Annotated in this window: 20 protein-coding genes; 9 read left to right on the top strand and 11 right to left on the bottom strand. The window is 36.3% G+C overall.

Annotated elements, in window-relative coordinates; translation table 11 throughout:
* Nucleotides 1-114: 114 nt before the first annotated feature.
* On the bottom strand, nucleotides 115-384 hold the full coding sequence (rpsO, locus tag I567_RS04565) for a 30S ribosomal protein S15 (protein ID WP_016251075.1): 270 nt from the start codon (nucleotides 382-384) through the stop codon (nucleotides 115-117).
* A gap of 379 nt (nucleotides 385-763) precedes the next feature.
* On the opposite strand from rpsO, the gene I567_RS04555 reads away from it, so the two are divergent.
* Together I567_RS04555 and I567_RS12370 are read left to right on the top strand one after the other, a co-directional pair.
* Nucleotides 764-1,054, top strand: a complete 291-nt coding sequence (locus I567_RS04555; RefSeq protein WP_016251074.1) for a rhodanese-like domain-containing protein — start codon at nucleotides 764-766, stop codon at nucleotides 1,052-1,054.
* 86 nt (nucleotides 1,055-1,140) lie between these two features.
* Nucleotides 1,141-2,561 (top strand): IS3 family transposase gene (locus I567_RS12370; RefSeq protein WP_111736146.1). Its coding sequence is split into 2 segments (ribosomal slippage): nucleotides 1,141-1,708 and nucleotides 1,708-2,561, totalling 1,422 coding nucleotides; the frame shifts between segments, so codons are not numbered across the junction.
* A 75-nt stretch (nucleotides 2,562-2,636) separates the two neighbouring features.
* Here I567_RS12370 and I567_RS04540 read toward each other — a convergent pair.
* Nucleotides 2,637-3,797: an AI-2E family transporter gene (locus tag I567_RS04540; RefSeq protein WP_016251072.1), complete on the bottom strand. Its 1,161-nt coding sequence runs from the start codon at nucleotides 3,795-3,797 to the stop codon at nucleotides 2,637-2,639.
* A gap of 12 nt (nucleotides 3,798-3,809) precedes the next feature.
* Entirely contained in the window at nucleotides 3,810-4,163 is a 354-nt protein-coding gene (locus tag I567_RS04535) for a PTS glucitol/sorbitol transporter subunit IIA (RefSeq protein ID WP_016251071.1), read from the bottom strand.
* Nucleotides 4,164-4,278: 115 nt separating this feature from the next.
* On the opposite strand from I567_RS04535, the gene I567_RS04530 reads away from it, so the two are divergent.
* The 5 genes from I567_RS04530 to I567_RS04515 all read left to right on the top strand — a co-directional run bounded on the left by I567_RS04530 (nucleotide 4,279) and on the right by I567_RS04515 (nucleotide 9,619).
* Nucleotides 4,279-5,298: a lactonase family protein gene (locus I567_RS04530; protein ID WP_016251070.1), complete on the top strand. Its 1,020-nt coding sequence runs from the start codon at nucleotides 4,279-4,281 to the stop codon at nucleotides 5,296-5,298.
* Nucleotides 5,299-5,313: 15 nt separating this feature from the next.
* Complete coding sequence (locus I567_RS04525) at nucleotides 5,314-5,664, top strand: hypothetical protein (RefSeq protein ID WP_016251069.1); 351 nt, start codon at nucleotides 5,314-5,316, stop codon at nucleotides 5,662-5,664.
* 13 nt (nucleotides 5,665-5,677) lie between these two features.
* On the top strand, nucleotides 5,678-5,839 hold the full coding sequence (locus I567_RS12740) for a hypothetical protein (protein ID WP_016251068.1): 162 nt from the start codon (nucleotides 5,678-5,680) through the stop codon (nucleotides 5,837-5,839).
* Between the two features lie 214 nt (nucleotides 5,840-6,053).
* Nucleotides 6,054-7,286 (top strand): serine/threonine transporter SstT, encoded by a 1,233-nt coding sequence (gene sstT, locus I567_RS04520; protein ID WP_016251067.1) that lies wholly within the window; start codon nucleotides 6,054-6,056, stop codon nucleotides 7,284-7,286.
* A gap of 482 nt (nucleotides 7,287-7,768) precedes the next feature.
* The gene (locus tag I567_RS04515) at nucleotides 7,769-9,619 is read left to right on the top strand and encodes an IS1634 family transposase (RefSeq protein WP_016251066.1); all 1,851 of its coding nucleotides are present in this window, start codon (nucleotides 7,769-7,771) and stop codon (nucleotides 9,617-9,619) included.
* Between the two features lie 161 nt (nucleotides 9,620-9,780).
* Here I567_RS04515 and I567_RS04510 read toward each other — a convergent pair whose 3' ends face one another.
* The 3 genes from I567_RS04510 to metG form a co-directional block, all read right to left on the bottom strand.
* The gene (locus tag I567_RS04510) at nucleotides 9,781-10,209 is read right to left on the bottom strand and encodes a hypothetical protein (protein ID WP_016251065.1); all 429 of its coding nucleotides are present in this window, start codon (nucleotides 10,207-10,209) and stop codon (nucleotides 9,781-9,783) included.
* Nucleotides 10,210-10,311: 102 nt separating this feature from the next.
* A complete protein-coding gene (locus tag I567_RS04505) occupies nucleotides 10,312-13,020 on the bottom strand; it encodes a cation-translocating P-type ATPase (RefSeq protein ID WP_016251064.1) in 2,709 nt (902 codons plus the stop codon).
* A 910-nt stretch (nucleotides 13,021-13,930) separates the two neighbouring features.
* Complete coding sequence (gene metG, locus I567_RS04500) at nucleotides 13,931-15,940, bottom strand: methionine--tRNA ligase (protein WP_016251063.1); 2,010 nt, start codon at nucleotides 15,938-15,940, stop codon at nucleotides 13,931-13,933.
* Between the two features lie 442 nt (nucleotides 15,941-16,382).
* Between metG and I567_RS04495 the strand changes: the two genes are divergently transcribed.
* Together I567_RS04495 and I567_RS04490 are read left to right on the top strand one after the other, a co-directional pair.
* The gene (locus tag I567_RS04495; protein ID WP_016251062.1) at nucleotides 16,383-16,643 is read left to right on the top strand and encodes a hypothetical protein; all 261 of its coding nucleotides are present in this window, start codon (nucleotides 16,383-16,385) and stop codon (nucleotides 16,641-16,643) included.
* Nucleotides 16,644-16,660: 17 nt separating this feature from the next.
* Nucleotides 16,661-17,488, top strand: a complete 828-nt coding sequence (locus I567_RS04490; RefSeq protein WP_016251061.1) for an NUDIX domain-containing protein — start codon at nucleotides 16,661-16,663, stop codon at nucleotides 17,486-17,488.
* A gap of 98 nt (nucleotides 17,489-17,586) precedes the next feature.
* Here I567_RS04490 and I567_RS04485 read toward each other — a convergent pair whose 3' ends face one another.
* From I567_RS04485 to opp3b, 5 genes are all read right to left on the bottom strand, one after another.
* Entirely contained in the window at nucleotides 17,587-18,528 is a 942-nt protein-coding gene (locus tag I567_RS04485) for an RNA-guided endonuclease TnpB family protein (protein ID WP_016251060.1), read from the bottom strand.
* 405 nt (nucleotides 18,529-18,933) lie between these two features.
* A complete protein-coding gene (locus I567_RS04480; protein ID WP_016251059.1) occupies nucleotides 18,934-19,872 on the bottom strand; it encodes an ABC transporter ATP-binding protein in 939 nt (312 codons plus the stop codon).
* A gap of 15 nt (nucleotides 19,873-19,887) precedes the next feature.
* Entirely contained in the window at nucleotides 19,888-20,940 is a 1,053-nt protein-coding gene (locus I567_RS04475; RefSeq protein WP_016251058.1) for an ABC transporter ATP-binding protein, read from the bottom strand.
* A gap of 6 nt (nucleotides 20,941-20,946) precedes the next feature.
* On the bottom strand, nucleotides 20,947-21,987 hold the full coding sequence (locus tag I567_RS04470; RefSeq protein WP_016251057.1) for an ABC transporter permease: 1,041 nt from the start codon (nucleotides 21,985-21,987) through the stop codon (nucleotides 20,947-20,949).
* Nucleotides 21,988-22,929, bottom strand: a complete 942-nt coding sequence (gene opp3b, locus I567_RS04465; RefSeq protein ID WP_016251056.1) for an oligopeptide ABC transporter permease — start codon at nucleotides 22,927-22,929, stop codon at nucleotides 21,988-21,990.
* Nucleotides 22,930-22,988: the final 59 nt, after the last annotated feature.

Raw genomic sequence — 22,988 nt, 5'->3', positions numbered from 1 at the left:
TCCTAGTGCATAAGGTATTTTTGAGACCTTATCTACTGAATTTTCTCATTGCTTCACTACCTTTTACAAAAAAAGTGAGATTCAGTGTGAACCTCACTTTTTCTTCTGAGTCGATTAACGACGTAATCCTAATGATTGGATTAATTCGCGGTAACGTTGCACATCTTTTTGACGTAAGTATGCTAATAAGTTACGACGGTGACCAACTTTTTTCATTAGTCCACGATATGAATGGTGGTCTTTTTTGTGTTGGCGAGCATGTTCATTTAGGTGGTTGATTTCTTCTGTTAATACAGCGATTTGTACTTCTGGAGAACCAGTGTCACCTTCATGACGTGCATATTTTTTCATGATTTCATTTTTTAATTCTTTTGAAATTGCCATTTCATTACACCTATCTTTCTAATATATTGCTCCGAAAACTGAGTAAAGCGTTGGTGATTCGCAAAACCAAGTAATGGAGGTGTTTTTACACACAAATTTACTTTACTTGATTTATGCGTAAAATGCAAGAACTTTTCATGAAAAACACGCTTTTTTCAAAATCACTCAATTTCTGTCAAGACTTATTGGTAAATAACAGACAGCTTTATTGCCTTTTTATTAAAGATTTTGTATTTTCTGAAAACAAAAGGAAAATTACTTGCAATTTCATTCAAAATCTCCTAAAATGTTTCAACATAAAGAGAAAGATTTTAGTTTTCTTTACTTTAATGATGATGTTGACTTTTTGAAAATAAAAATACATCTAGGAGGTAGAGTCATGCATTCAATTACTATTCAAGATTTCCAAGCAATTGTAGGAAATGAAGATGTGGTCGTATTAGACATTCGCGACAAAGCGGCGATTGCAGAATTTAGCTTACCAAATACTGTTGCAATGACTACAACAAGTTTACCTAATCGATTAAATGAATTAAACGCCGAAACTCAATATTACGTACTTAGCCATTCAGGTCGTCGTTCAGAGATTATTGCTGAATTTTTACGTAACAATGGTTTCAAAGCAACTCATATTATCGGTGGCGTTAAAGCCTTCAAAAAAGCTGCCTAAAACTCACATTGCAAAAAAGGTCCTGCGATTGTACCGACCCCCAAAAGTTAGACCATAAAATCTAACAATTGGAGGTCGGTATTTTTATGTCCAAATATTCTTTTGAGTTTAAAAAGCAAGTTGTAAATGCTTATCTTAATGGCGAAGGTGGTTATACTTATCTTGCAAATAAGTTCGGCATTCCATCTGTTAATAAAGTTAAACTATGGGTGGATAATTACAATGCATTTGGTGATGAAGGATTAAAACGTTCTAGAAAAAAAGATTTTTATTCTTTTGAAAAGAAGCTTTCTATAGTAGAGTTATATTTATCAAGTGAAATCTCATATCAAGATTTAGCTCTGCAAGAAGGAATTACTAATCCAAGTATGATCACAAATTGGGTGAGTCGCTTTCGTGCAGCTGGTCCTGATGCCCTAAGACCACGCAAGAAGGGACGAAAGAAAACATTGAATACAACTAATGGCAATACACAAAACAAACCAGTTGAAGAATCTTCTGTTGATACAAGTGCAGAACATGTAAAAGAGCTAGAAGAGGAACTTCTTAAATTGAGAATTGAGAATGCCTTTTTAAAAGAACTGAGGAGGCTGCGTTTAGAGGACGAGGAAAAAATGAGAGAACGGCACTCGTCATCAACAGTCTCCGACGAGAATTCAAACTAAAAGACCTTCTCTCTTATACAGGCATGCCTAAAGCAACATATATGTATTGGCAAAAACGATTTGATAGAGAAAATCCTGACAAAGAACTTGAAGAAAAAATCCAAGAAATCCGTAAGAATAATAAGGATTACGGATATCGTAGAATACATGGAGAGCTTCATAATCAGGGATATCTCATCAACAAAAAGAAGGTTCAGCGAATAGTTCAAAAACTTGGCTTGCAGGTGACATCCTACACACGCAAAAGTAGGAAATATAGTTCCTATAGGGGCAGGACTGGTACCATTGCACCCAACAGAATTCGCAGACGCTTTAATACGCACATACCCCATCAAAAAATCACAACGGATACGACTGAATTTAAGTATTATGAAGTTGATGTCAAAGGACATATGACAATGCATAAGCTGTATTTAGATCCATTTATGGATATGTGTAATGGAGAAATACTAAGTTACGGTATCGATAAGAAACCTTCAGCAAAGAATGTAATGAATGCCTTGGATAAAGCCATTGAAATCACTTCAGACTGCCCTTATAGACGAACATTCCATTCTGACCAGGGTTGGGCATACCAGATGAAGGCGTACTCTCACAGGCTAAAAGAAGAACGAATATTTCAAAGCATGTCTCGAAAGGGCAACTGTCTAGATAATTCCGTAATGGAGAATTTCTTCGGTCTGCTTAAGCAAGAGATATACTATGGCGTTATTTACTATAGCTATGAGGAATTAAAAATGGAAATAGAACGATTTATAAAGTATTATAATGAACAACGAATAAAAGAAAAGTTAGGATGGATGAGTCCTGTTCAATATAGGCTCCATCTTTTAGCTGCATAATGAAAACGAGACGACCGGAGTCGTCTCGTAAAAAAGTCTAACTTTTGGGGGTCACCTCATTCGCAGGACCTTTTTTTATCTTTCTTCTGAGTTTTCAATTTCTTCATACAATCGTGAACGTGCTTGATACCATTGAAAGATATTGCTAATCACTACTTTTAATACGGCATAGGTCGGAATCCCTAAAACCACACCGACTAGGCCAAATAATTTTCCTGAAGTTAATAATACAAATAGGATTGTAATTGGATGAACGGCTAATTGACTTCCTAAAACTAATGGTGAAATAAAACGTCCTTCAATCGTCTGCTCAATCACAAACACGACTAAGACTTTCACTAATAAAATAGGGCCGCCTACAATTCCTAAAATAATCGCAGGTACCATTGCTAAAAAGGATCCTAAATATGGAATCAAATTTAAGAATCCAGCAATCACTCCTAATGTAATTGCATAATCTAAGCCAATAACAGAAAAGCCAATGACAAACATTACCGCCACAGCAAAAGCCACCGTTAATTGTCCTCGAATATAAGAAGCGATTTGATCATTTGCTTCACTTAAAATTTTTAAAGTAGGTTGACGTAATTTGGTTGGTAAAAATTGTACGATATAGGGCCCTAAATTCTTACCATCGCGCAATAAATAAAACAAAATAAACGGCATAGTAATTAATGAGATGACAATCGTTGCCAAAGTGCCAAAGAAACTGCCGATATTTTTAATCGTGACAGTCGATAAGTTTTTGACCAAATCAGTAATATTATCAAGTAATTTCTGACCTGAATCTTGAAACTCGGTCGTTAATTTATTCAAAGTTGGATCATTGAAAAATTTCATTCCTTCTTTTTGAATGGTTTCAATATATCCAGGTAGATGGTTGATAAAACTCATCGTCTGAGATTGGATGCTAGGGATAATGACGATTATTCCCCAAACAATCAAGGCAATCACGACAATAAATAAACCAATAATACTATAAACGCGCTTCACTCCTTTATTTTCTAACAAGTCCACGAGCGGATTCATCAAATAATAAAGAATACCGGCCATAATAATCGGTAAGCCCACAACAGCTAAAAATTGCCAAACTGGCTCAAATAAATACGAAACCTTGGTAAATGTAAAGACTACTAATAAAAATAATAAGATATTTAGCAATACAGCTGTCATCTGATTATTTAGAAACCATCGCCAAAACCAAGAAATCTTTCCCTGATGCTTTGATTCCTGCATGCTCTTTTCCCCCTATTCTTCGTAGGTAATCATCATTCCTTCTGATAATTTAGGGAATACATAAGGTTTGACATAAATCATGCTTGAAATCATCTTATCCTCATCAATTGGATTAAATGAAATATTGACATGACTCAATTCATGCATGTTATGTTCCACTGCATTTCCCACTTTTTCTACATGATACACTTGATCGCCGAATTTTAACTCCATCCCAGGAACGATTTTCGCTTCTTCATTGATAAATTCTTGAATCACCGCATAATCTTTTAAAACTGATGTGGCTTTTTTGCCAAATAAAATTAAAATATTTTCGGTGGTTGTTGCTACCATTTCACCTATTGAAATAATCTTTGCTTGCGCCATTAAACATTCCCTCTGTTCTCTAATTTTTCTTTATTATATCATATTTCATTTCATATGAGTAAATTCATGTTTTTTATGGTACAATATTTTTATAAAAGTTATTGGAGGTCTGATTATGCAAGAAAAGATTTTTTTAGGCACATATACTAAAAAGAAAAGTCAAGGTATCTATACTGTTGAACTAGATACAGACAAGAAAGAGCTAACAAATTTAACTTTATTCACTGAAGAGAGTGGTCCTACATTTGTTGCTTTAAGTGAAAAAGGAAATTTATATAATGTGACTAGTGTAGATGGCAATGGCGGTGTCGCTAGTTATTCAAAAGATGGCAAACTATTGAATACGGTTACTTCTCCAGGAGCTTCTCCTTGCTATGTAGCGGTGGATGAAGAGCGTCAATTAGTCTTTAGCGCAAATTACCATAAAGGTCAAGTTACTGTTTATAAAATTGAAGCAGATGGTAGCTTAACGTTAACCGACGAAGTAACCCATACAGATCCGACTGGTAGCCACGAAAACCAAGACAAACCTCATGCGCACTATGCCGATTTAACACCTGACCATCGCCTAGTTGCTTGTGATTTAGGAACTGATACTGTTTATACTTATGATTTAAGTGCTGATGGCAAATTAAGTTTAGCGAGCAAATTAAAAGTAGCCGATAAAACAGGCCCTAGACATCTTACTTTCCATCCGACACTAGATATCGCTTATTTATTTGGTGAATTAAATAGTACTATTAGTGTCTTAGCTTATAATCGCGCCGATGGACATTTTGAAGTATTGGCCACTTACCCAACATTACCTGCTGATTACGAAGGTTTTAACAGTGGTTCTGCTGTTAAAGTAACGAAAGACGGCAAATTCTTATATGGTTCCAACCGTGGCGATAACTCAATTGTTGTCTTTGCGATTGCTGAAGATGGACGTAGCTTAACCTTTATTGAACGTGTAGATACTTATGGTGACTTCCCTCGCGACTTTTCTTTAAATCCAAGTGAAGAATTTTTAGTTTGTGCACACCAAAATTCTGATAATCTTACTTTATATCAACGTGATGCCCAAACCGGAAAATTAACCTTACTACAAAAAGATGTCTTTGCACCAGAAGCAGTTTGTGTCAAATTTGTATAGAGAGGATGAAGCTGAATGTTTTCAAAAACGCCCGTAGAATTATTAGTGAAAGATGCCTCAAATATCTATAATAAATGTCAATCTTTACTAGAACTCGTTCAAAGTCGACGCTATGATGAAAATCTCGTTATCTTGACTACCGCTGAAGTCTATGCGATTGCTGAAAAGCTATATCTTCGCTGTGATACCTTTACCAACTTACAAACAGAAGAAATTAGTAACTATATCAATGCATTTGATGATTTTTATTTCCAATTGAAGCAAATTCTATTCCATGATAAGGATGATTATGCATTATTAGCCAGTCATCTAGAACGCATGAATGTATGCTTTGAAAAACTTTATAAACTATATGATTTATTCTAAGGTGGAAAAACAGATGACATTACAAGAAGTACTTGATAGATTACGTAAAGACTTAGATATGCCTAAATTTTATGCTCCTTTAAAAGACAAAGAGTATACCGAAGAGGAATATCAAAAACTAAAAGCAGATTTACTTGATTATTATCGCAATTACGTCGATAATTTTGAACATTAATCCTAGGACCCGCAAGTGACGTGATGCTTGCGGGTTTTCTCATTTTAGTCTTTGTATTAAGCCAGTTATTCAACTATTCATACTCATTTACCAACAATTTTCCCCATTTATTCGAGCTTTCACATTAAAATTGAATTAAAATTATAATAAAATCATTCATTTTCACAATATTTCATGATATATTTCAGTAAATATCAGAAAGGTGGAAAAGTTCTTGATAGAATTTTTAAAAGATTTATCCTTATTAAAACGTATAGCAATTGGTATTATTCTTGGTATTCTTTGTGGTATCTTCTTGCCACATTGGACATTTATTACCATTTTTGGGAGTCTATTTGTCGATGCATTGAAAGCCATCGCCCCTATTTTGGTATTTGTACTGATTTTGGCCTCCATCTCCCAACACAATAGCGACAATAAAAGCTATCTCAAACCTGTTATTACACTTTATCTAACAGCAACCCTATTCGCTTCAGTTGTGGCAGTATTCGCAAGCTTTCTATTTCCAGTTAAGATTGCTTTACAACAGACAAGTACGCAACAAGCTGCCCCACAGTCGATTAATGAAGTGCTAAATACAATTCTAACCAATATCGTTCAAAACCCACTACAAGCCATGATTGAAGGAAACTATTTAGCCGTTCTTTTCTGGTCAGCATTAATCGGGTTTGCTTTAAGATTAGCAAGTCCAGCTGTGAAAAAAGCCACCCAAGAAATTGCCCAAGCGATCACTTTAGTTGTCCAATTAATTATTGCCTTCGCCCCACTTGGCATTTTCGGCTTAGTGTTTCAATCGGTTGCAACCACTGGGTTAAAAGGACTTTTACAATATGGGCAATTATTATTATTACTCGTTGGTTCCATGTTCTTTGTCGCCCTAGTCGTCTACCCAATTATGGTATTTTTCCTAATCAGAGAAAATCCCTATCCCTTGGTTTTCTACTGCTTAAAAAACAGTGCGATTCCAGCCTTCTTTACCCGCAGTTCCGCAGCCAATATTCCAATTAATATGTTGCTTGCCAAAAACATGGGGCTTACCGAATCAGCCTATTCCATTTCTTTACCATTAGGGGCTACTATCAATATGGGTGGAGCAGCCATTACTATCTCAACGATGACACTTGCTGCAGTCCACACATTAGATATGCAAGTTTCGCCAGTACTAACTTTAATTTTGTGTATCCTTTCTGCTTTAAGTGCCTGTGGTGCCAGTGGAATTGCCGGAGGATCATTATTATTGATTCCTTTAGCATGTAGTTTATTCGGCATTTCCAATGATATCGCCATTCAAGTCGTTGGTGTTGGTTTTATTATTGGAGTGGTACAAGATGCAATTGAAACAGCTGTCAATTCCTCTAGCGACATTCTCTTTACCGCCGCTGCTGAATTTAGAGATTTACGAATCAATAATCAAGACATTCATTTAAAAGAACGTTTAAGTAAGTAATCCTCAAAAAGCCCGTCTGATTGCGACTTCTCGCATCAGACAGGCTTTTTGGGACATAAAAAAACCACTAGGTTGGTTAGGCCTAGCGGAAAAAGGAGTAATTACTCAACTAAGGAGTAAAATGAAAAATAAAAAGGTTATTGTTGGTTATGTGATTATTATATACTAGGTAAAACAATTTATCCTAAAAACTGACTAATATTTAGATTAGATTTTTCTCCTTTTTTGGAAGTGCTTTTATCATTAACGTTTCATCAAAAGCATGGTCATTCTTTGAATCGCAAAAGCTATTGTGTCAGTCGCTTCATCTTGGTGCTGCTCAGCTTGATTAAAGGCCTCTACGTCTACCTCGGGAGTTTTACAGTTGAATTGAAATATTTTCGCTCTATGCCTTGGTATAAAGCTATTTTTTTGTCAAATTTTTTCAATTTTACACTCGTACTTTTTCGTACTTTATGGTATAATAGAGTTGGGTGATTACTATGGGAATGCGTTTAAAATCAACAAAATCTAAATATTCAGAGTCGTTTTCAATTATTGATGATTATACTCATCCTGAAACCAATAAACGCTCTACATTTGTTGTGGAGGCTCTAGGTTCTTTAAATTCATTGATGGAAAAATATCAAACTACAGACAGAGAAGTAGTTGTCAATCATTTGAAAGATTATATCGAAGAGCGAAAACAACAACTGAAGGCAGAAAATGGTAAAATGCTTATTGAAGTTGCTCAAAAGGATTTAATAGAAAAAGATGAAACCAGCATTTACAATGTTGGATATTTGTATATCAAGGATATTCTTTGTTCTCTAGGGCTAAAGCGTATATGTCAAGAAATTCAAACTCGATACAAAATACAATTTAATCTTTTTGATATCTTATGTGATTTAGTTTGTACACGTATTATTGAACCTTGTTCAAAACGCGCAACCTTTGAATACAAAAAACGTTTTTTACATCAATCTACTTATCAATTGGAAGATGTGTATCGGGCACTTCATATTTTGTATCAAGAACGATATACGATTGAAAATGCATTATATCAAGGATCTACAAAATTATATCCGCGCAATACTAATGTTTTATACTACGATTGTACAAATTTTTACTTTGAAACAGAAGAACCAGATGAATTTAGATTATATGGTTTTAGCAAAGAACATCGTCCCAATCCAATTGTTCAATATGGGTTGTTTATGGATGGTAATGGGATACCTTTAGCGGACTATGCTTTCGCAGGGAATATGAATGAGCAGCCTACGTTACGCAAATTAGAACAAAAAATTGAAGAAGATTTTCAGTTGAAAAAGTTCATTGTCGTTGCGGATGCTGGATTAAATGGTTGGGAAAATAAAGTGTATAATAACATGAAAAACAATCATGCCTATATTGTGACACAACCTATCAAGAAATTAAAAAAATCACTACAGGAATGGGCTATTGATCCTTCAGGTTGGAGAATTAGCGGCTCTAGAGAGAAATTCAATTTACAGGATATCATGAACGCCGCAGAAAATGCCGAAACTGATTTGAAACATTATAAAATAAATATTGACGGTACGGAACGAAATGTTTATGATTTGATTTTTTACAAAGAAAGATGGGAAAAGACAACAAAAAAATCTGACGTAGCCAAAGATAAATATTCTCTTGAAGAACGTTATATTGTATCGTTCAGCTTTCGTCAGAAAGCTTATCACGAACATATTCGTCAGAAAAAAATTGATCGTGCTCTTAAATTTATTGAAAATCCAAGCAAGTTAGATCGTAAAAATCAAAGACAGCCTAGCTATTATATAAAAACGACCACAACTACTGAGGATGGAGAAATCGCCTCTAACAAGGTCATTCAATTAGATACAGAAAAAATTAAAAATGAAGCAAAGTTAGATGGATTCTACGTAGTGACGACTGATTTAGAAGATAAAAATATCGGTATCATCATTCAAGCTAACCGTCAAAGATGGGAAATCGAAGAAAGTTTTCGAATTATGAAAAGTGAATTTCGAACCAGACCTATGTATGTTAGAAAAGAAGAATCAATCAACGGGCATCTATTAACCTGCTTTATCGCTCTTCTTGTTTATAGAATTCTTGAAAAACATTATTTGTCAGAAAAATATAGTCCAGAGCAAATCATTACAACCTTACGTCAAATGAATATCGTTTATCTTGAAGGTTCAAACTATACTCCTGCTTTTGACCGAACTGATTTAGTTGATGAATTGATGGATATTTTTGGATTCCAAGTGGCTAGAAAGATATTATCGCAAAAATATATAAAAAAATTTTCTAGAGTGGTTAACTCAGAAAAAAGTACGAAAATAGAATAAAGTAAGAAACGCCCCTAAAAGCTTATGTATCAAGCATTAGGGGCGTTTTATAATTAAATAACTGTAAAACTCAGGATTATATACTAGGTAAAACAATTTATCCTAAAAACTGACTAATATTTAGATTAGATTTTTCTCCTTTTTTGGAAGTGCTTTTATCATTAACGTTTCATCAAAAGCATGGTCATTCTTTGAATCGCAAAAGCTATTGTGTCAGTCGCTTCATCTTGGTGCTGCTCAGCTTGATTAAAGGCCTCTACGTCTACCTCACCTTCAAGGCTAGCAATCATATCTAGGCAACCTTGCACATATTTTTGATAAGCAGCTACTAACTTTTTATGCAAACCAATTACCCTAGCTGGTGCTTTTAACCCTTGTAATTTGGCTAAGTATGCTTTATATGTTTGGGTTCCTTCATTAAAAGTAGCTAAAATCTCAGATAATTGTTCAGAAGATAAAGTAGCAAGTTGATTGTCTTCTATTGCTTTTTTCACTTCTTCAAATTTGGGATTCATTTTTTCCCCGACAGCTTCTGTATCTTGAATAAGTTGATTAATCATTTGAATATAATATCCTAAATCGACACGCATAGATAAATTCTCTCCTTTTCGTAATGAGTCTATTTTAGCATATTTTTGAGATAAAAAAAACGCCACTAGCTAGATATCCTAACTAGTAGCGCAATTATTTGATTAGTCTTTACCCATTGCACGTTGAATAGCTTTGACAATTTCAACAACTGGAATAATCGCAAATGAAGAAGCTAGAACGATTCCCCATTGATATAAATCAAGGTGAGAAACTCTAAAGATGTCATTCAATCCTGGTACAACAATAATGACCATCATTAAAGCAAATGACAATAGTATCGCCCAGTTAAAGACGCGGTTTTTAAAGGCACCCACTTTAAATAGAGATTGATGAACCGACTTCACGTTAAATGCGTGGAATAGTTGCATTAATCCTAATGTTGCAAAGGCCATGGTTAACGCATCGGCATGTTGTAATTGACTTAAAGCCGCCGCAGACATACCTGGTGTATTCGCTGCAGTGTGATCTGGCCATTGAATTGCTGCCCAGTATACGAATAATACAGAAGCCGCTTCTAAAATACCTTGGTAAATGATACTACTCAAGACCCCACCAGAGAAGAAGTTTGAATTCTTACCACGTGGTTTGTGTTGCATCAGTCCTTGTTCAGCTGGTTCCATACCTAAAGCAATGGCAGGGAAAGTATCAGTTACTAAGTTAATCCATAATAGGTGAATTGGTAATAACGTATCCCATCCCCAAAGTGTCGCTAAGAATAAGGTTAAAACTTCCCCTAAGTTCGCAGCCAATAGATATTGAATGGCTTTTTGAATATTAGAGAATACTTTACGTCCTTCTTCAACAGCCACAACAATTGTCGCAAAGTTATCATCAGCAAGGACCATATCAGAAGCCCCTTTAGAAACTTCCGTACCAGTAATCCCCATACCAACACCGATATCTGCTTGTTTCAAGGCAGGCGCATCGTTTACCCCATCACCGGTCATCGCAACGACCTTACCAGCTTTTTGCCATGCTTTCACGATACGTACTTTATGTTCAGGAGAGACACGTGCATAAACAGAATATTGGGTCACTTTTTGGGCAAATTCATCATCAGACATTTGGTTTAATTCAGCCCCAGTTAATACCGCAGCATCGTCTTTTTCTTTAATAATACCAAGACGTGCGGCAATTGCTTCAGCTGTATCACGGTGGTCACCAGTAATCATAATTGGACGAATACCTGCTTCTTTGGCCACTTTAACAGCATGAGCAGCTTCAGCACGTTCAGGGTCAATCATCCCCACTAAACCAGCAAATACTAAATCATTTTCAAGTGTTTCGCTGACTAATTCTGGCATTTCATCTACAATCTTATAAGCCATTGCCAAGACACGTAGAGCTTGTTGGGCCATGTCTTTATTATTGGCTAAAATATTGTCTTTATCTGCTTGTTGTAATGGACGTACTTGACCATCCATTAAAATTTGCGTCGTACGAGTTAATAAGACATCAGGCGCACCTTTGACAGCAACTAAATATTTGCCATCTGCTAATTGGTGAACAGTAGACATCAATTTACGATCAGAGTCAAATGGTAGATCAGCCACACGAGGTTCAACCACTAATGCAGCCTTCACGTCAAAGCCTTGATCTAAACCAAATTGAATTAAGGCAGTTTCTGTTGGATCACCGATTAAAGTGCCTTCTTGAGAAAATTTAGTGTCATTGGCAAAGTTCATTACTTTAATCGCCATATGATCATTGGCAAATTCATCATGCACTGCAAATTGTTGGTTATCCACATATAATTTTTCAACTGTCATTTGGTTAAGAGTTAGTGTACCTGTCTTATCAGAAGCGATAATATCAGTAGCCCCTAATGTTTCTACGGCAGGTAATTTACGAATCATAGCGTTACGTTTGGCCATGACTTGTGTACCAAGCGCTAGGATAATCGTAACAATGGCAGGTAAACCTTCAGGAATCGCTGCAACGGCAAGTGAGATAGAAGTTAATAACATATCTGCCCATGAAGTATTGTTGAAGAAAATACCAACAAAGAACATAATTACCGCAATCACGACAATCGCAGCTGTTAAGAATTTACCTAATTCGTTTAAGTTACGTTTTAATGGTGTTTCTGTTTCATCGGCTTGAGCTAACATTCCGGCAATCTTACCAACTTCGGTATCCATACCAGTGTTAACGACAATCCCTTTACCACGACCATAAGTGACATTACTATTTGAATAAGCCATATTCACACGGTCACCAATACCCACTTCAGCATTTTCTAAAACGATTAATTCTTTTTCAACTGGCACTGATTCACCGGTTAAAGCTGCTTCTTCAATCTTCAATGAACTTACTTCAACCAAGCGCATATCTGCAGGAACAATATCCCCTGCTTCTAGTAATACTAGGTCACCTGGTACTAATTCATCACTTTTGACTGTCATCGGATGACCATCACGAACGATATTCGCATTTGGTGTAGACATTTGTTTTAAAGCTTCAATGGCTTGTTCGGCTTTGGCTTCTTGCACCACACCCATGATGGCGTTAATGATAACCACCGCTAAGATAATTAATGAGTCCACTACTTCATGTGAAACAACAGCAGAAATAATTGCAGCTACTAATAAAACAGCAATCATCAAGTCTTTAAATTGCTCGATGAATTTTTGTAGCATACTTTTTTTCTTACCTTCTTCTAGTTCATTTGGGCCAAATTTTGCTAAACGCGCCTTTGCCTCACTAGAAGTTAAGCCATCAAGAGTTGTATCTAACGCCTGTGTGACCTCATCGACACTTTTTGCATAAAAAGCTTCATGCAATTGTGCTTGTTTTTGTTGTTCTGACATATGTTCCTCCTTCAAAATTCTCGCTAACCAATTACTTGAACTGGTTGCTAAATTTCACAAGTCTATTTCTTGCTAAAAAAAATAGACCTGTGTATGCAAAAAAATACATACATAAGTCTCACTAATTAAGGCAACACCAGAAATTTCTTTCTTGCTGGTGATGTTGCCACAGTATTCCTACTGCCAGTTACTCCCTCATGAATTATTACATTGTCATTATACTAAACAATTCCAAACCTGACAACAACCAACACTCACAGAAAACGTTAACAAATGAAATAAAAAATAAGGTTGTGAGAAAGGTCGATCAGCTACAAGCAGAAGGTTATCAATCAACTTGGTCAAATACGAGAAAATTCATGTGTTACCTACTGCTTAGAAAATCGGATGAAAGGAGATTTTCTTAAGCAGGAGGGTGAATTTTCCGAGTATTTAGTTGATTGATACCGAGAAAGCTAAGGTTGTCCGGAATGACTGGAAAATCCACTATGTTTAAAGATTTTCCTAGGCAGTCCGGCTTAGATGCGATGTAGCTACCCTTCGAACACCGTCTAATAAGGTTGTAAATCGACTTGGTCAGCTACGAGCGGATAAGTTTGTCCAACACGTCGGGAAAGTCCGAGAAGTAAATACTTTCCCAGACAGGGTGGCTTATACGCCGAAGTAGCTAGTCGATTTACACCGTCTATCAAGGTTGTGAGGCAGCTCAGAAAGCCTCGAAGAAATTTTGTGCTTACCTACCGCTGAGAAAATCGGATGAAAGGAGATTTTCTCAAGCGGGAGGACGAATTTTCCGAGTATTTAGTTGATTGATACCGAGAAAGCTAAGGTTATCCGGAATGAGTTCTAAAGGTAAAAAAACTAGCCACTCAAAATGAATGACTAGTCAAAAATCTAAATGGATAAAGAATTAAGCGATAATCGAACCATTTGGCATGTTTTCAGGAGCTTCTACAATTTGTAGGCGTCCTTGACTATCTTCAGCAGATAAAATCATCCCTTGGCTGATTTCTCCACGCATTTTTCGTGGTTTAAGATTTGCGACAATTACCACTTTTTTACCGATTAAAGCAGCTGGATCTGGATAGAACGCTGCGATACCTGAAAGAATTTGACGGTCTTGCTTATCCCCTGCATCTAAGCGGAATTGCAATAACTTGTCGGCATCTTTCACACGTTGGCAATCGATAACTTCAGCGACTTTTAATTCTACTTTATCGAAATCATCATATTTAATTTGCTTTTCTTTCACACTTACTAATTCTGTTTCTTCAGGGTTCCAATTGACTTTTTCTTCAACACTTGGCACACCTTGAGCCATCTTTTCTTGAATATAAGCAACTTCTTGTTCTACATCAAGACGTGGGAAGATTGGCACACCTTTTTCGACTACTTTTGTATCTTTAGGAAACTCACCAAAACGTAAATCAGTCAATTCTTTACTTGCATTACTAATACCAAGTTGTTCAAAGATTTGATTTGGTACATTGGTCATCACTGGTTGTAAAAGAATAGCGACAATACGTAATACTTCGGCTAAGTGAATCATAACAGAATCTAATTCAGCTTTACGTTCAGGATCTTTTGCTAAAATCCATGGCTGAGTTTCATCGATATATTTATTTGCACGAGAAATCAAATTCCACACTTCGCCTAAAGCAAGGTTAAATTCCATATTGTCCATCGCTTCATGATATTTACTGATGACATTAGCCGCAGTTGTAGAAAGATCCGCATCAAAGTCAGTAACACGAGATTTATACTCTGGAACAAAACCGCCACAATATTTGTTAATCATCGCAACTGTGCGGTTTAATAAGTTACCTAGGTCATTGGCTAAATCATAGTTCACACGCGAAACGAAATCTTCTGGAGTAAAGACGCCATCAGATCCAAATGGTACCACACGTAATAAGTAGTAACGTAAAGCATCTAAACCATAACGTTCCACTAACATTTCGGGATAAACGACATTCCCTTTAGATTTACTCATCTTGCCGTCTTTCATTAATAACCAACCATGACCAAAAACTTTCTTAGGTAATGGTAAATCAAGCGCCATTAATATGATTGGCCAATAAATAGTATGGAAACGGACAATTTCTTTACCAACCATATGAACATCAGCTGGCCAGAATTTTTCAAATAAACTTTCATCATCGCTACCATAACCAAGTGCTGTGATATAGTTTGATAACGCGTCAATCCACACATAAACCACGTGTTCAGGATTCGCATCAATTGGAATTCCCCATTTGAAAGTCGTACGAGATACCGCTAAATCTTCCAGTCCTGGTTTGATAAAGTTATTGATCATTTCATTTTTACGAGACTCTGGTTGAATAAACTCTGGATGTTCTTCATAATACGCTAATAAACGATCAGCGTAGTTACTCATTCTAAAGAAATAAGACTCTTCTTTCACTAATTCAACTTCATGACCACTTGGCGCTTTACCACCAATCATGTTGCCTTCTTCATCACGATAGACTTCAGCTAATTGTGTTTCTGTAAAGAATTCTTCATCAGATACAGAATACCAGCCTTCATATTCACCTAAGTAAATATCTCCTTGATCAAGTAAACGTTGGAAAATCTTGCGGACTGCTTTTTCATGATAGTCATCAGTGGTACGAATAAATTTATCGTAGCTAATATCTAAGGTTTTCCATAATTTTTTAATATCCGCAGCCATTTTATCCACATATGCTTGTGGTTCTAATCCCAATTCAGCTGCTTTCTTTTCAATTTTTTGACCATGTTCATCCACACCAGTAAGATAAAACACATCAAAATCCATTAATCGTTTATAACGGGCCAATGCATCACAAGCAATGGTCGTATAAGAATTGCCAATATGTAACTTGCCACTTGGATAGTAAATCGGAGTGGTAATATAATAAGTTGGTTTTTCAGACATCTTTCAATTTTTCCTCCAATCAATAAACGACTTATACCAAATTATTGTAGCATTAGATGAAATGATTATCAATTGAAAAATAAGGTTGTGAGGTAGCTTGCACAGACATGAAGAAATTCGTGTGTTTACCTACCACTGCAAAAATCGGATGAAAGGAGATTTTTGCAAGTGGTAGGGCGAATTTCACAATGTCTAGCTGCCGAACACCGTGGATAAGGTTGTAAATCGACTTGGGCAGCTACGAGCGGATAAGTTTGTCCAACACGTTGGGAAAGTCCGAAAAGTAAAGACTTTCCCAAACGGGGTGGCTTATACGCCGAAGTAGCTAGTCGATTTACACCGTCTAATAAAGTTGTGAGAAGGGGCATTCAATGAAATAAAGGTACAAATTACTTAAAATGTGATATAATGAGAGTTACCAGGAAAATTGTGAGGATTATTTATGAAATCAGCTTCGAAAGCGGCTTTTTTATTTGCTTGTGTGCTGACATTTTTACATATTTTGCTATTTATCAATCGTGATTATATTCAAGCCTACTTTATGATGCACCACGGTATAGCAATCTTTTTACAATTGCGCCTATTATTCAAAATTCTTTGTTTAGTAGGAGTAATCATTCTAGGTGTGCCACAGGTCCGCAAAAAGCCCAATCTTTGGTTCCCATATACGGGACTATTCTTATTGAATCTCATATTATCTTAAAGAGGTGTTGATCGAATATGGAATTTTCATCAAAAGCCGAAGAAAAAAAATATTACGAACAAATCGCAACGGAAGAAGGATTCTTAAAATGGTACCATGAACAAGAACATCCTACCTACGAAGCCCCTTCTTTAACCGTAGATATGGTATTACTTTGTTATAATCGCCAAGAAGAACAACTGAAATTGCTATTGATTCAGCGTAAAAGTCACCCATTCCGTCATTCTTGGGCTTTACCTGGAGGATTCGTCTCAAAAGGTGAGTCCACTGATGATAGTGTCATTCGCGAAACATTAGAAGAAACCGGTGTACATATTAACCAAAATCAAATTGAACAACTCTACACATTTTCTACACCAAATCGTGACCCTCGTGGTTGGGTGGTAACTGTTAGCTATTTAGCCTTTATCGGTGAAGAGCCAGTAGATGCCGGCGATGATGCGAGCCAAGTACGCTGGTTTAATTTAAATCGCAAACAAAATACAATTGTCCTTGAAAACCAAGAAACGCAAATCATTCTCGATTTAGAAACCGGTGAATCGCTTGGAAAAGATACCTTAGCCTTTGACCACAGCCAAATTATTCTTAAAGCATTCCATCATGTATTAGAAACAATGATGCATGACCCACGCGTACTATTAGTATTGGGACCTGGCTTTACGATTACCGATGCCAGAAAGGTCTTTGCTAAATTTTTAGGCATTGATTTTAAAAATATAGACCACTCTAACCTCAAAAAAGCATTGAATGATCATTTAGAAGCTATCGGTGAACGTGCTAGTGGTGTTGGACGACCATCAAAAATCTATCAATTAAAGACCGATAAAAAAATCAGCCCGAAATAGGCTGATTTTTTGTGGTTTTTCATAATTAGTGGGCACTTTTCCTAGAAACAAATCAATTATTACCTAGGCGAACCCTGGCACCCCTACCAGTTATTTTTTTAAATATTTTGACAATTTATGATTTGAATCTCTTTACCGTACCATTGTGCTTTATATTTCAATAAACGAACTAATTGATGCCATTCATTGCTGGTGAATAAAGCATCTTCAGCACAAGACCTATCTTCTGGTTCGACAATTTCGATTACATCATATTCCTTAATATAAAAGACAGATAAATGATTCAAATAATCTTTTATCTGATTATTAAGGTGTGTCAATAATTTGTCATACTGTTTTTTTTGCTTCTGGTAATTCTTACAGTCGGCTAATATCCGATTTTGCTTACGCGCAACCCGAGCCTTTACCTTTAATCTTCGTTGTAAAAACGCCAGACGTCCTTTCGTATGTTGAATGGGTTCAATCACTTCAGCACGATATTTCGCTTGTTGGACTAATTGATGCGCATCAAAAGAAAGTCTGATTTTTTTACCTGTTTTCTCGAACTTATCAATGGTTTCCACGCACAAAATCGAAGCATAAAACTCCTCGTTATTCTTCGCTGAAATAGTCACTGATTTAATTTTGCCAGTAATTTTTCGATGTTCGCATATTTGAATTTTTTCTTTTAACTTTGGCAATTTCAGATAACCATCCTCTATACGTACTGTCCCGTTTTGATTATTGGTCGTGTAAGATTGCCAGACAGAACTCTTATTTTTCAACTTAGGATAGCCACTACGCTGTTGATAGTAATTTTGAAAAGCCCTATCTAAATTTCTCTTCGCATTTGCAAGGGCTAGACTATCCGTCTTTTTTAAAAAAGGATAATCACGTTTGAGACTCGCTGGCGTAATAATCTCTTCACTTGTGCGCTCAGCTGTATCTAACTTCAGAAAATAATTATAGATGAAGCGAACACAACCAAACGTTTCAATAAAGAACCTTTTTTGTGCTTCATTGGGATAAATTCTAAATCGATAACCCTTTAAATTTTTCATCGAATCAACCTTATTATTTAATATACAAAGGGTAGCTCCTAGGTAGATAAGCCAATTTGGTTAGAAAAGACTTATATTAAGCTGTCTTTTTCGCCGATTTGGGAACCTTATCTACCTTTAGCTGACCAACCCTTCTTACATCCTTTTCTAATCAGTGTAAATCGACTAGCTACTTCGGCGTATAAGCCACCCCGTCTGAGAAAGTCTTTACTTTTCGGACTTTCTCGACGTGTTGGACAGACCTTATCCTTCTCGGTATCAATCAACTAAATACTCGGAAAATTCACCCCCCTGCTTAAGAAAATCTCCTTTCATCCGATTTTCTTAGCAGTAGGTAACACATGAATTTTCTCGTATTTGACCAAGTTGATTGATAACCTTTTGCTCGTAGCTGATCGAGTCGATTTACATCCTTTTCTTCTCTGCTAGTTTTTCGGCGAAGTGTTTGGCTTCTTCATCGCTAACATAGACATAGTGGCCTTCTGCGATTTCTTGCATCTTTCGTGGTATTCTGTCTTCTTTAGGTGGTGTATACTTGATACGTTTACGAGTACGTTCATAATCTGGATCAGGTAATGGAATCGCTGATAGTAGACTTTCTGTATATGGATGTACCCCATAATGGTAAATCTCATCACTCGTACCCATTTCAAGCAATTTCCCATGATGCATTACGCCGATACGGTCACTAATATGTTTCACCATCGATAAGTCATGGGCAATAAATAAATAGGTAAGATTTTTTTCTTTTTGCAAGTCTTGTAATAAGTTAACAACCTGCGCTTGAATCGAAACGTCTAACGCAGAAATTGGTTCATCACAGATAATGAATTTCGGATTAACCGCTAAAGCACGCGCAATCCCAATTCTTTGTCGTTGTCCACCAGAAAACTCATGTGGATAACGTGTACCATGGTTTGGATTTAACCCTACTGTTTTTAACAAGTCATCCACCATTTGATTACGTTCTGCTTCACTTTTTGCTAAATGGTTGATATCAATCCCTTCAGCAATAATATCACGAACCTTCATTCGCGGATTCAATGAAGCATAAGGATCTTGATAAATCATTTGTACTTCACGACGAAATTCTTTTAATTCATCGCGTTTTTTCAACTTCATAACATCTTTTCCATCAAAAGTGATTTCTCCGCCACTTGGTTGATTTAATCGGATAATCGTACGGCCAGTAGTCGATTTCCCACTTCCTGACTCACCTACCAAGCCAAAAGTCTCACCTTCATAAATATGGAAAGTAATGTCATCTACCGCTTTAACTTCATCTTTGCGGCCAACGTTAAAATATTGTTTTAAATTTTTAACATCTAATAAAACTTTTTTCACGTTACGACTTCCTTTCTAGGCTTGACCTTTTTTTATTTGATTTTTTTCTGCAAATTTTGCCCAACGAATTTGAATTTCTTTCGGTGGGGTTACTTTTGGTGCTTGAGGTGCTAATAACCAAGTAGCAGCCTTATGCGTTGGTGACACTTCAAAGAATGGTGGTTGTTTTTCAGCATCAATCTTTAAAGCATACTCATTACGTGGATAGAAAGCATCTCCTTTTGGTGGTTGCAATAAATCTGGTGGTGTCCCTGGAATCGCATATAGTCGCTCTTCTCCACCTTCTAAGGATGGCATCGAACCTAATAAGCCCCAAGTATATGGATGTTGAGGATTATAGAAAATTTCCTCAGAAGTGCCGATTTCTACAATTTTTCCTCCATACATAACAGCTACACGGTCTGCCACATTTGCTACTACCCCCAAATCGTGGGTAATAAAGATAATCGAGGTTTTAATTTTTTCTTGAATATCTTTTAATAGTTCTAAAATTTGGGCTTGAATCGTTACGTCTAGCGCAGTCGTTGGTTCGTCAGCGATTAAAATTTGTGGATAACAAATCAAAGAAATCGCGATGACAATCCGTTGACGTTGCCCACCTGAAAATTGGTGTGGATAGTTGTTCAAGCGTTTTTCAGCATTTGGAATTCCTACTAGTTTTAATAGTTCTAAGGCCTGTTCCATCGCTTCTTTTTTTGAAATTTTCGTATGTTTTAATAAAGATTCTGCCACTTGTTTTCCGATTGGCATGGTTGGGTCTAGAGAAGTCATCGGATCTTGGAAAATCATCGCAATCTCTTTCCCACGAATTTTTTGCATTTCTTTTTCGGTCTTTTGTACAATATCTTGACCATTAAATAAGATTTGACCATTTTCAATATTGGCATTACTTGCAAGTAAGCCCATGACACTTCGAGTAGTGACTGATTTACCACTTCCGGATTCCCCTACAATCGCTAAGGTCTCCCCTTCATATAAATCAAAACTCACATTACGGATGGCTTGCACTTTGCCGGCGAAGGTGTCAAATGAAATTTCTAAATCTTTTACTTCTAGAATTTTTTTCATATTCGTTTACTCCTTCATCTTAGGGTCGAAAGCATCACGTAAACCGTCTGCTAAAAGGTTAAACCCAATCATAATTACTGATAGCATGATGGCTGGAATCCACATTTGATATGGCAAGAATAAGAATGTCTTATATCCATCACTTAAAAGCATCCCTAGAGAAGCTGCTGGTGGCTTAATCCCTAAACCGATAAAACTTAAGAAGGCCTCGAAGAAAATTGCTGATGGAATACTAAACATCATTTGCACAATAATCACGCTAGAAATATTCGGCAAGATATGTTTAAATGCAATCTTCATTTTAGATTCACCTAATGTAGTCGCTGCGAGTACAAATTCTTGATCTTTTAGCTTCAAGGATTGGGCCCGCACAATTCTGGCCATTGGAATCCAGTTGGTAATCGCCATTGCTGCAATGATTGATGGAATACCTGGTTTAAATACAACTAACATCAAAATCATTACGACTAAGGTTGGAATACCAGATAAGATTTCAATCAAACGTTGTAAAATCGTATCGACACGTCCACCAAGTAAGCCAGAAATCAAACCAACGACTACCCCGATGGAAATATCTAGTATAGCCGCAATAAAGGCGATAAATAGAGAAATTCGCGTTCCCATTAATAAGCGACTTAATAAATCACGACCTAGACTATCTGTACCAAAAATAAAGTACACATCTTTAGGTACGTCTGCTTCTTTATATTTATCGACTAATTCACCCCCGACCATGGCTTTCCCGTTAAGGCCATTGATATCTATACCAGGAATTTTTGGTGGTAAGTTAATATAGTCAATATTTTGTTTAGCTGGATTATGTGGTGAGAAGAAAATTGCGCCCACACTCACAACTAAAATAATCGCTAATAAAGTAATTGAAAATACAGCGGCCTTATTTTTCTTTAATCGACGCCATGAATCCTGCAAGAATGTCAAAGAAGGAGCGGCAATGGCTTCACGTTCTTCAACGGTATCTTTTTGTAGAAATTCAAATTCAGAAGCAGGAATTTTGGCAATCTCTTCATGCATTTGTTTCACTTCCATCTAGCCACGACTCCCTTCTGATACACGAATACGAGGATCAACAATTCCATAAAGGATATCGACCACTAAGATAACGACAACCAACATTGTAGAGTAAAGGATTGTTACGGCCATGATGGTTGGATAGTCATTTGTAGTAATTGATTTAACGAATTGTTCCCCGATACCTGGAATAGCAAAAATATTTTCGATAACCAATGAACCAGTCATCAAACCGACTGCTAAAGGTCCTAATAATGTTAATAATGGAATCAAACTATTACGTAAACCATGATGAAAAACAATTTGCCAACGACTCAATCCTTTGGCACGCGCTAATTCAATATAATCACTATGTAAGACTTCGACCATTTCCGTACGAATAAAACGAGCAGAATCGGCTAATGGACTCATCGCAAGGGCAATCGTCGGTAAAATCGTATATGCAAAACCTTCCCATTTCGCGATTGGTAAAATGTGTAATTTCATCGCAAAGAAATATTGTAATAATACCGCAAACACGAAGTTAGGAATCGAACGCCCAATGATAGCCACTAAAGTCGCCAAGGTATCCACCCAAGTATTTTGCTTCATGGCTGAAATTGCCCCTAAAACTGTTCCGAAAATCGTACCTACAACAATAGCTTGGAACCCTAATTGTAAGGAAGGTCCAATACGATCCATTAATAATGAAGCAACAGGTTGATTTTTAAATTGGAAACTAGTCCCAAAATTAAAGTGTAGGGCATTCCATAAATATTTTCCATATTGAACAATGACAGGTTGATCAAGCCCCATTTGTTTATTTAAAATAGCAATTTGTTCTTTGGATAATTTCTCAGCGTTGGTATATGGTGTACCAGGTAGAAGCTTCATTAAAAAGTAAGTAATGGTAGCAATCAACCACAAAGTAATTACCATATAGAATAGTCGCTTAAGAATGTATTTTACATAACTATTCAAATAGGTTCCCTCCAATTTTTTAAGTATAGGATTTTTTGACTTCTCACATGATTTTGTGT

The organism is Enterococcus cecorum DSM 20682 = ATCC 43198 (assembly GCF_000407565.1).
In the GTDB taxonomy this organism is placed as follows: Bacteria; Bacillota; Bacilli; order Lactobacillales; family Enterococcaceae; genus Enterococcus_E; species Enterococcus_E cecorum.
Note: the sequence above shows the minus strand (reverse complement) of the source record. Positions and strands in the feature narration are given on the sequence as shown.

Coding starts and splice junctions, on each gene's coding strand:
- rpsO (WP_016251075.1), bottom strand. CDS start 384: ATGGCAATTTCAAAAGAATTAAAAAATGAAATCATGAAAAAATATGCA.
- I567_RS04510 (WP_016251065.1), bottom strand. CDS start 10,209: ATGCGTGTCGATTTAGGATATTATATTCAAATGATTAATCAACTTATT.
- I567_RS04525 (WP_016251069.1), top strand. CDS start 5,314: ATGTTTTCAAAAACGCCCGTAGAATTATTAGTGAAAGATGCCTCAAAT.
- I567_RS04475 (WP_016251058.1), bottom strand. CDS start 20,940: ATGAAAAAAATTCTAGAAGTAAAAGATTTAGAAATTTCATTTGACACC.
- I567_RS04535 (WP_016251071.1), bottom strand. CDS start 4,163: ATGGCGCAAGCAAAGATTATTTCAATAGGTGAAATGGTAGCAACAACC.
- I567_RS04555 (WP_016251074.1), top strand. CDS start 764: ATGCATTCAATTACTATTCAAGATTTCCAAGCAATTGTAGGAAATGAA.
- I567_RS04485 (WP_016251060.1), bottom strand. CDS start 18,528: ATGAAAAATTTAAAGGGTTATCGATTTAGAATTTATCCCAATGAAGCA.
- I567_RS04530 (WP_016251070.1), top strand. CDS start 4,279: ATGCAAGAAAAGATTTTTTTAGGCACATATACTAAAAAGAAAAGTCAA.
- I567_RS04495 (WP_016251062.1), top strand. CDS start 16,383: ATGAAATCAGCTTCGAAAGCGGCTTTTTTATTTGCTTGTGTGCTGACA.
- I567_RS04505 (WP_016251064.1), bottom strand. CDS start 13,020: ATGTCAGAACAACAAAAACAAGCACAATTGCATGAAGCTTTTTATGCA.
- I567_RS04490 (WP_016251061.1), top strand. CDS start 16,661: ATGGAATTTTCATCAAAAGCCGAAGAAAAAAAATATTACGAACAAATC.
- I567_RS04470 (WP_016251057.1), bottom strand. CDS start 21,987: ATGGAAGTGAAACAAATGCATGAAGAGATTGCCAAAATTCCTGCTTCT.
- I567_RS04540 (WP_016251072.1), bottom strand. CDS start 3,797: ATGCAGGAATCAAAGCATCAGGGAAAGATTTCTTGGTTTTGGCGATGG.
- I567_RS12740 (WP_016251068.1), top strand. CDS start 5,678: ATGACATTACAAGAAGTACTTGATAGATTACGTAAAGACTTAGATATG.
- metG (WP_016251063.1), bottom strand. CDS start 15,940: ATGTCTGAAAAACCAACTTATTATATTACCACTCCGATTTACTATCCA.
- I567_RS04515 (WP_016251066.1), top strand. CDS start 7,769: ATGGGAATGCGTTTAAAATCAACAAAATCTAAATATTCAGAGTCGTTT.